Origin of the sequence: Chroococcidiopsis sp. (assembly GCF_051657925.1) — a bacterium.
GTDB lineage: Bacteria > Cyanobacteriota > Cyanobacteriia > Cyanobacteriales > Chroococcidiopsidaceae > Chroococcidiopsis.
In genome coordinates this window covers 1-7,677 of record NZ_JBOFLP010000344.1, presented here as the reverse complement: position 1 = coordinate 7,677, position 7,677 = coordinate 1, and the positions used below count along the sequence as shown (strand labels likewise).

The following is a 7,677-nucleotide window of genomic DNA, read 5'->3' as shown; positions in this document are numbered from 1 at the left end:
TTAGAGGCAATGGCTTGTGGTCTGGCATGTTTAGCTACAAATGTGGGTGCAGATGGGGAAGTGTTAGAGAATGGCGCTGGTGTAGTCCTCACTCCCAGGCGCGTCACGTCACAATTATCAACTCTGCTACCTTTGTTTCAAGATCATCCAGAACTTACCATCTTACTAGGGCAAAAAGCGCGACAGCGAGTATTAGAGCGCTACACCCTGAGTCAGAATATCGATCGGCTAGAGCAGCTTTATGACAGCGTATTGTCACAACGGCAAAGTTCAAAAATTCTCAGTTCTAAGTTTCGCGCTCGGCTATAGATAAATAGTAGAGGCGTTCCCGGGAACGCCTCTACTATTTATCTATTCAACCAACCAGCACTTAAAACTACTGTTAAACCTAAAAACGTTACTACCAATGCCCAAGTAACGCGGTTTAGCGTTGTTTCGGCACTTTTGGTACTGCTAAATAACTGTGCCTGACCGCCGATCGCACCGATCCCATCACCTTTGGGACTGTGCAGTAATACCAAAACAATCAAACCCACGGCAGAAAATGCCCAGATAGCTTCAAGAACTGTAGTAACTGTCATAGTGCGAATTAGCTCAGATAGCGCAAAAAAAGTATAGCTTACTTGCTTACTTATTTAACTTTACCAGCCCATTCTGACAGGAGTACGGGAAGATTGTACTTCATACTTAGCTGGAGCAATTAAAGATTGACCAGTCATCTCGGCTGGTTGGGGAAGCTGCAAGATTTCTAGAATCGTCGGCGCGAGATCGGCAAGCTTGCCATCACTCCTAAGCGCTACCTCTGTACCGTAACCGGTTATCTTCGCTTTTTCGCCTTCAATCAGTATTAGAGGGACTGGATTTGTCGTATGTGCCGTCCAGGGATTACCCCGTTCGTCTCGCATGTACTCGGCATTACCGTGATCGGCAGTCACTATAGCCGTGCCTCCCACTTGACTGATACTTTCCAATAAATGTCCCAAACAGCGATCTACAGTCTCAACTGCTTCAACAGTTGCTGGAATCTCGCCTGTATGACCCACCATATCGGGGTTGGCGTAGTTAATGACTACCAGAGAGTAAATTTGTTGCTTTATCGCAGCGATCGCTACATCAGTCACCGCTTCAGCTGACATGGCTGGCGCTTTGTCGTAGGTCGCCACCATCGGACTCATCACCATTTCCCGATCTTCACCTTCAAATGGGTCTTCTAAGCCGCCATTGAAGAAGTAAGTGACATGGGCGTATTTTTCTGTCTCTGCGGTGCGAAACTGCTTGAGTCCATGCTGGGAGATGACTTCGCCTAAAATGTTATTGAGATTCTGCGGCTCAAAAGCGATGGGGACGGAAAGTTCGGAGTCGTATTGCGTAAACGTGACAAATGATAAAGGCTCGATCTGCTGCCGTTCAAAGCCGTCAAAGTCTGGCTTGACAAAAGCATAAGTGAGCTGTCTGGCGCGATCGGGGCGAAAATTGTAAAAGAGTACGCCATCGCCTGGTTCTACCGCTCCCGGAGCGATCCGTGTAGGGATGACAAATTCATCAGTGACTCCCTCATCGTAGGAAGCTTGTAAGACCTCAACTGCCGATCTCCCGTCGCCTACACCGTCTTGAGTCATCACATCGTAAGCACGTTTAACGCGATCCCAACGGCGATCGCGATCCATTGCGTAGTAACGACCGCTTAGAGTGACGATCTGACCAACACCAATTGAATCTGCGTGTTCTTGGATCTGTTCGAGAGCTTCCACGCCTTCCGTCGGTGTTGTATCGCGTCCATCCGTAATTGCATGGATGCATACCTGAGTGATATCTTGCGCCTTTGCTAAGTCTAGCAATCCTAACAAGTGGCTTAAATGGGAGTGTACCCCACCTTCCGAGCATAAGCCGATTAGGTGCAGTTTACCATTTCTGTCTTTGACTTCTCGGCACAACTGAGCAATCGCTGCGTTTTGCCCAATTGAACCATCTTCGACCGCGTCTGTAATTCTGACTAATTCTTGCGGTACAACTCGCCCTGCACCAATATTCAGGTGTCCGACTTCCGAGTTGCCCATTTGACCCTCTGGCAACCCTACTGCTTTGCCTGAAGTGCGAATTAGAGTTCTGGGATAGACTGCCCAGAGGCTATCCATTACAGGAGTTTTTGCAGATGAAATCGCGTTACCGTCTGCTGCCTCGCGATAACCCCATCCGTCTAATATCACTAGCACCACGGGAGCAACAGGTGCTTGGGTCATACGATGTTACCCTTTACTTTTGTTAACTCAACCGTCATGATACCACTGCTGATTGTCTCTGCAAGGGTTTTTTTGCTGATTTTGTCATTTTCTCTACTATAACTTTCAGTTTTTCTACTGGGGATCGCCTCTGGGAGGGGCGAGGAGTGAGGAGTGAGGAGTGAGGAAATTTTGGATTTTGGATTGTAATTCCGAATGCTCCCTTGTCTTCCTTATCTCCCTTTTCTTTTTTTCTAACCCCTACTCCCTTTCTTAGCGGCAGCTTTAGCAGCTTTGGCGGCTTTTTTAGCAGCTTTCTCGGCAGCAATCGCGGCTTGTTTTTCCTGTTCTCGTTCGTCTGCTAATTTATTTTGGTAGTAATGGTAATCTCCCAAATAAACTCGAAATTCTCCATCGCGAATTTCAATAATTTTGTTGGCAACTTGAGAGATGAAGTAGCGATCGTGAGAAACGATCAGTACCGTACCATCGTAATTTTGAATTGCTTCTTCCAGCATTTCTTTCGCTGGAATATCTAAATGATTTGTCGGCTCATCTAAAATCAATAAATTTGCCGGACGTAGCAGCATTTTTGCTAAGGCAAGACGGGCTTTTTCGCCTCCACTTAAGGCTGCAACTTTTTTAAATACAGTGTCGCCGCTAAATAAAAATCTTCCTAACAGCGTGCGAACTTCTTCATTCGTCCAGTCGGGAACTTCATCATGGATCGTTTCCATGACGGTTTTGTTTAAATCTAAGGCTTCTGCTTGATTCTGCTCGAAATAGCTAGGAATCACGTTATGAGCGCCCAGTTCGACTGCTCCTTCTGTCGGTTCCTCCATTCCCGTAATCAGACGCAGTAATGTAGATTTACCCGCACCATTGGGACCGAGAAAAGCAATGCGATCGCCTCTTTCTATTAAGAGGTTTCCACCTAAAAATAATATTTTGTCGTCGTATATATGGGTTAAATCTTGAATCTTCACCACTTCTCGTCCGCTCCGGGGTGCGGGTGGGAAGCGAAAATGCAGGCTTTTTAAGTCAGATATCGGTGCTTCGACACGCTCGATTTTATCTAATTGTTTTTCGCGGCTTTTCGCTTGCGTACTGCGAGTAGCACTAGCTCTAAACTTATCGACAAATGCTTGCTGTTTATCAAGTTCTTTCTGTTGCCGTTCGTAGGCACTTTGTTGGGCTTCCTTAGCTTCAAACTTTTGTTGTAAATAAATTGAATAGTTACCTAAATATGTGGTGGAAACCCCTCTCTCAGTTTCGACAATTTGAGTGCAAAGGCGATCGAGAAATTCGCGATCGTGAGAAACAATTACCATCGGTGTAATTAACCCTTTCAGGTAATTTTCCAACCACTCAATAGTTTCTAAATCTAAATGGTTAGTCGGTTCATCTAGAAGTAACAAATCGGGTTTTTGTAGTAAAATCTTGCCCAAACTCATTCGCATCTGCCAACCGCCACTAAAAGCGCTGACAAGGCGATCGCCATCTCCTGGTTCAAATCCCAGCTCTGGCAAGATTTTATCGATTTGCGCCTCCAGGCTGTAACCATCCAAAGCTTCAAACTGGCGCTGGAAGCGATCCATTTGTCGCAGAAGTTTATCTAATTCTTCGGGTGTTGCGGTTTCTAACTGATGTTGTACGTTTGTCAAACTTTCATGAACTTCGTTTGCCTCAACAAAGGCACGCCAGAATTCTTCCTTTACAGTACGGGTAGGATCGACTTCAAATTCTTGGGTTAAGTATGCTATGTGTAAACTAGCAGGACGAATCACCTCTCCAGTGGTTGGCTCAATCTCTCCAGCAATTATTTTCAGTTGGGTAGACTTGCCTGCTCCGTTGACACCTACTAAACCGATGCGATCGCCTGCTTTAACTTCCCAATTCACATCTTTCAGGACTTCACCAGTAGGATAAATTTTACTAATGTGTTCCAGTCGCAGCATTCAGTATCTCCAAGGGCGATCGCTTCATCGACATCGTAACAAAATTTAATCGCAAGATGTAGGGGGCATTCTTCAAGACCGACAAAAGATTGGGAGAATCTTAATTTCTAGGTAGAAGTCATCTAACGTGACTAACATGATTGACGCGCAGTCTTCACACCTCTATATTGAATTATCTTCACTAGGCTGTTGGTACGCAAATTCGGTGCATCAAATTGATTCAAACAAGGAATAACAAATGAGCTTGTATGATGAGACAATTTCCAAAATTCTCCAACTGCCAGAACCGCTTGTTAAGGAAGTAAGTCATTTTGTAGACTCTTTACGATTAGATAAAGATAACACTCGCTCGGCTTTATGGATGCAATCTACCGAAGCCTTGAAAATTAGCACCGCAGATTTATCAGATTATTCCAAGCATCCAGAAGAGTACGAAGCGCGTCTAGCACGGGGAGAGATTCAGCAGTAGCTTTAGATTAGTTGTTATGAATGGGGTGGGCGATCGCAAGCTCGACTCTAAAATTGTCTTTAGCTAAGCTAGAGATGGAGAATTTTGTCTACGTATTGCGATCGCGCCAGGGAATTAAAGATGAATTTGTATGATGAGACAATTTCAAAAATTCGCCAATTGCCCGAACCTCTATTCAAATTTTATTTATGTCTACAAGACATTTTTCTGAAGCCACAAACACAGTGTCTTGTAGATTTTTCTTTTAGTTGTAATATATATTACTTTAATTAAATTATTTGTACTGGTATTTCAAATACTCTTAGTTAACTCTTTATAGTTTTATATAGACAATGCAATCGCACTTCCTCACTCCACAACCTCAATGCGCGATCGCATTTTACCTATTACTCCGAACGCTGCTGATTTTGTGCAACTCGTCTAACTTCTTCTACACTCAAATTTAAAGCTTCTGCAATTTGCTCTACAGTTAATCCAAAAGCCTACAAGCGCGGTACTGTTTCTAGTTTTGCCTCCTGTCTACCTTCCTCTCTTCCTTCCTCTAACGCTTCCTGATAGATTTTGGTTTGCTTCAGTTCGCTTAATCCAAACATAGCTGCTAATTCCTCCCGACTCAAATTAGGTAGTTTGTAAAACAAGATCGTCTCTATTAATTGTAAGAAATCTCTCTGTTGCAAGTCATCAGTTATTTCTTGCCTTGCTCTATTTATCAAAATTCTGGCTTGTTATATTGCCCTAGTTTCTGGCAAAGTTACTCATCTTATCGTGCTAATACCAAGTGAATTTACTTCACCTAATTCATTGAGATAGATTCTGCTCACTCGTTGACTATCAAATAGCTCTTGATAATGCAAAGTTTCTCCCGTATCTGCACCTCGACTGGGAAATATAATAATTCCACGCCAATTGTTTTCAGGTTGCTGTTGGCGCCAATACAGAAATATTTCAGCAAAGTATCGAGAATATAATTCAGGCTCGGGTTGAAACTGGACTTCAACAAAATAGATAGGGTTTTCATTCTCTTGTATAGGCTGAAAAACACCATCAATCCAAAAGGCTATTTGCTTCAGTTCGACTGAAGCAAATTGATAGTTTTCAGCCGTTTCTGGTGGACTATCTATTAATTCAAAGAAGATATTGGGAAATTATTGAAATACTCGATAAAAAATACTGTCAGTTTTCACAGGCTGCCGATCGTCAAAATTGTTGTCTTTTTGTTTGGGCAGAAAAACTCCATCAATTCGAGTCGCCGATCGCTCGATCGCAACCGAAGATAATTGATATTGAGCCGCAGTTTCAACTGGTTCGCCTATAAGTTCAAAAAAGAGACTAGGATACTCTTGAAACAGATAATAAATAATATGAGTCATTTTTCATAGATCTATCGCCTCCTTTTAAGGAGGGTTGCGGGGATCTTCTATAGCCATAGCCCTCCTTTTTAAGGGGGTTGGGGGATCTCCGTGGCGTAGTCGTGGCATACCCAAAAATTAATCCTCCCTAAACTTAGGAAGGATTATGTCATCATATTTTACCCTACACAAACAAGTGCGAGCGCCTTCTACGCACCCGCACTAGATGCAGCCAATTCTGCTAACTGTTCCTGTTGATCTTGAGCGATACAATCCTGAATAATTGTTTCTATATCGCCTTCTAGGACTGGGTTCAGAGAATAATTCTGTCCCAAACGATGGTCTGTGACGCGATTATCTTTGTAGTTGTAGGTGCGAATCTTCTCCGATCTCGAACCTGTTCCAACTTGCGATCGTCGCATCGAAGTAACGGCTTCTTGTTGTTCCCGCAGCTTCATTTCATACAATTTAGCCCGCAGGATTTGCATTGCTCGTTCTTTGTTTTGTAACTGGCTGCGTTCTTCCGTACAGAAAATCCGAATTCCCGTCGGTTTGTGGAATAAGTCTACTGCTGTCTCCACCTTGTTGACGTTTTGACCACCAGCACCGCCAGAACGAGCTGTTTTCATTTCAATTTCGGTGGGATCGATGTGAATTTCTACATCATCTACTTCTGGCATCACCGCCACAGTAGCAGTAGAAGTGTGGACTCGTCCCCCTGCTTCCGTCACTGGTACGCGCTGAACGCGGTGAACCCCTGCTTCAAACTTGAGTTTGCTGTAGACCGAGTCACCTTGAATTTCTAGCACTGCTTCTTTGAAGCCACCCATTTCTGCCAAAGATTCGCTCACCAGCTTGACGCGCCACTTTTGAGTATCGGCATAGCGCGAGTACATTCTAATTAAATCGCCAGCCCAGATACTTGCCTCATCGCCACCAGTACCCGCCCGAATTTCTAACATGATATTCTTGTCATCGTTCGGGTCGCGGGGTAAAAGCAAAATCTTCAAGCGCGTTTCTAGTTGTTCCAACTGCGCCTCTAATTCCTGCACCTCCAAAGCTGCCATTTCCTGCAACTCTGGATCGCCAGCCGCCTCTTTTAAGACTTGACGCGCTCCCTTGAGTTCTTCCTGAGCGTTTTTCCAAGTCTCATAGGTATTAACGACTTCTTCAAAAGAAGAACGAGCCTTCGCTACCCGTTGCATCTCTACCGGATCGGTAGCAATGTCTGGGTCGGCAAGGCGACGAGTCAATTCGTTATAGGTTTGCTCGACAGATTTAAGCTTGTTTAGCAGGTAAGGTTCCGCCATAATCGCGATCGCTCAGCAAATAGTAAGTTGGGTCATAATCGAAAATTTTAGACTTCAGATTTTTTCCGACCTAAATCCAAAATCTAAAATCCAAAATCGAGCTGACCGCGCTACTTCTTCTTGGACTTGCCTTCTGACGTGCCTTGCTGAGAATCCATCATGCCGTATTTTCTCAAGAAGCGTTCTACGCGCCCTTCAGTATCGATAATCTTTTGAGTTCCAGTATAGAACGGGTGATTGCCAGACCAGACATCAACGTGGAGTTCTGGCTTGGTCGAACCAACAGTCATGACTAGTTCCCCGTTGCAGTAAACCTTAGCTTCGGGATACCACTGCGGATGAATATCTGGTTTTGCCATCTCTTTTTCCTAT

At 44.2% G+C, this 7,677-nt stretch carries 7 protein-coding genes and 1 pseudogene; 2 read left to right on the top strand and 6 right to left on the bottom strand.

All coding sequences use genetic code 11. The features are described 5' to 3' along the window. Nucleotides 1–309 (top strand): glycosyltransferase family protein (locus ACRC32_RS27400; protein WP_438556942.1); only part of this gene is annotated, 309 nt, incomplete at its 5' end. A gap of 38 nt (nt 310–347) precedes the next feature. On the opposite strand, the gene secG is transcribed toward ACRC32_RS27400, so the two are convergent. The 3 genes from secG to ACRC32_RS27385 form a co-directional block, all read right to left on the bottom strand. Next, entirely contained in the window at nt 348–581 is a 234-nt protein-coding gene (gene secG / locus ACRC32_RS27395) for a preprotein translocase subunit SecG (protein ID WP_015152268.1), read from the bottom strand. A gap of 60 nt (nt 582–641) precedes the next feature. Then, nucleotides 642–2,240 carry a 2,3-bisphosphoglycerate-independent phosphoglycerate mutase gene (gene gpmI / locus ACRC32_RS27390; protein ID WP_438556941.1) on the bottom strand — a complete coding sequence of 533 codons (1,599 nt, stop codon included), beginning with the start codon at nt 2,238–2,240 and terminating at the stop codon, nt 642–644. Nucleotides 2,241–2,473: 233 nt separating this feature from the next. Continuing rightward, a complete protein-coding gene (locus tag ACRC32_RS27385) occupies nt 2,474–4,177 on the bottom strand; it encodes an ABC-F family ATP-binding cassette domain-containing protein (RefSeq protein WP_438556940.1) in 1,704 nt (567 codons plus the stop codon). 238 nt (nt 4,178–4,415) lie between these two features. Here ACRC32_RS27385 and ACRC32_RS27380 point away from each other — a divergent pair, with 238 nt between their 5' ends. Further along, a complete protein-coding gene (locus ACRC32_RS27380; protein ID WP_438556939.1) occupies nt 4,416–4,646 on the top strand; it encodes a hypothetical protein in 231 nt (76 codons plus the stop codon). Between the two features lie 386 nt (nt 4,647–5,032). Here the strand turns inward: ACRC32_RS27380 and ACRC32_RS27375 are convergent. The 3 genes and pseudogenes from ACRC32_RS27375 to rpmE form a co-directional block, all read right to left on the bottom strand. Further along, nucleotides 5,033–6,016 (bottom strand): annotated as a pseudogene (locus ACRC32_RS27375) (Rpn family recombination-promoting nuclease/putative transposase). Nucleotides 6,017–6,204: 188 nt separating this feature from the next. Next, a complete protein-coding gene (prfA, locus tag ACRC32_RS27370; RefSeq protein ID WP_438556938.1) occupies nt 6,205–7,305 on the bottom strand; it encodes a peptide chain release factor 1 in 1,101 nt (366 codons plus the stop codon). A 110-nt stretch (nt 7,306–7,415) separates the two neighbouring features. Then, complete coding sequence (gene rpmE, locus ACRC32_RS27365) at nt 7,416–7,664, bottom strand: 50S ribosomal protein L31 (protein ID WP_039714876.1); 249 nt, start codon at nt 7,662–7,664, stop codon at nt 7,416–7,418. Nucleotides 7,665–7,677 lie beyond the last annotated feature (13 nt).

Coding starts and splice junctions, on each gene's coding strand:
- ACRC32_RS27380 (WP_438556939.1), top strand. CDS start 4,416: ATGAGCTTGTATGATGAGACAATTTCCAAAATTCTCCAACTGCCAGAA.
- ACRC32_RS27385 (WP_438556940.1), bottom strand. CDS start 4,177: ATGCTGCGACTGGAACACATTAGTAAAATTTATCCTACTGGTGAAGTC.
- secG (WP_015152268.1), bottom strand. CDS start 581: ATGACAGTTACTACAGTTCTTGAAGCTATCTGGGCATTTTCTGCCGTG.
- gpmI (WP_438556941.1), bottom strand. CDS start 2,240: ATGACCCAAGCACCTGTTGCTCCCGTGGTGCTAGTGATATTAGACGGA.
- prfA (WP_438556938.1), bottom strand. CDS start 7,305: ATGGCGGAACCTTACCTGCTAAACAAGCTTAAATCTGTCGAGCAAACC.
- rpmE (WP_039714876.1), bottom strand. CDS start 7,664: ATGGCAAAACCAGATATTCATCCGCAGTGGTATCCCGAAGCTAAGGTT.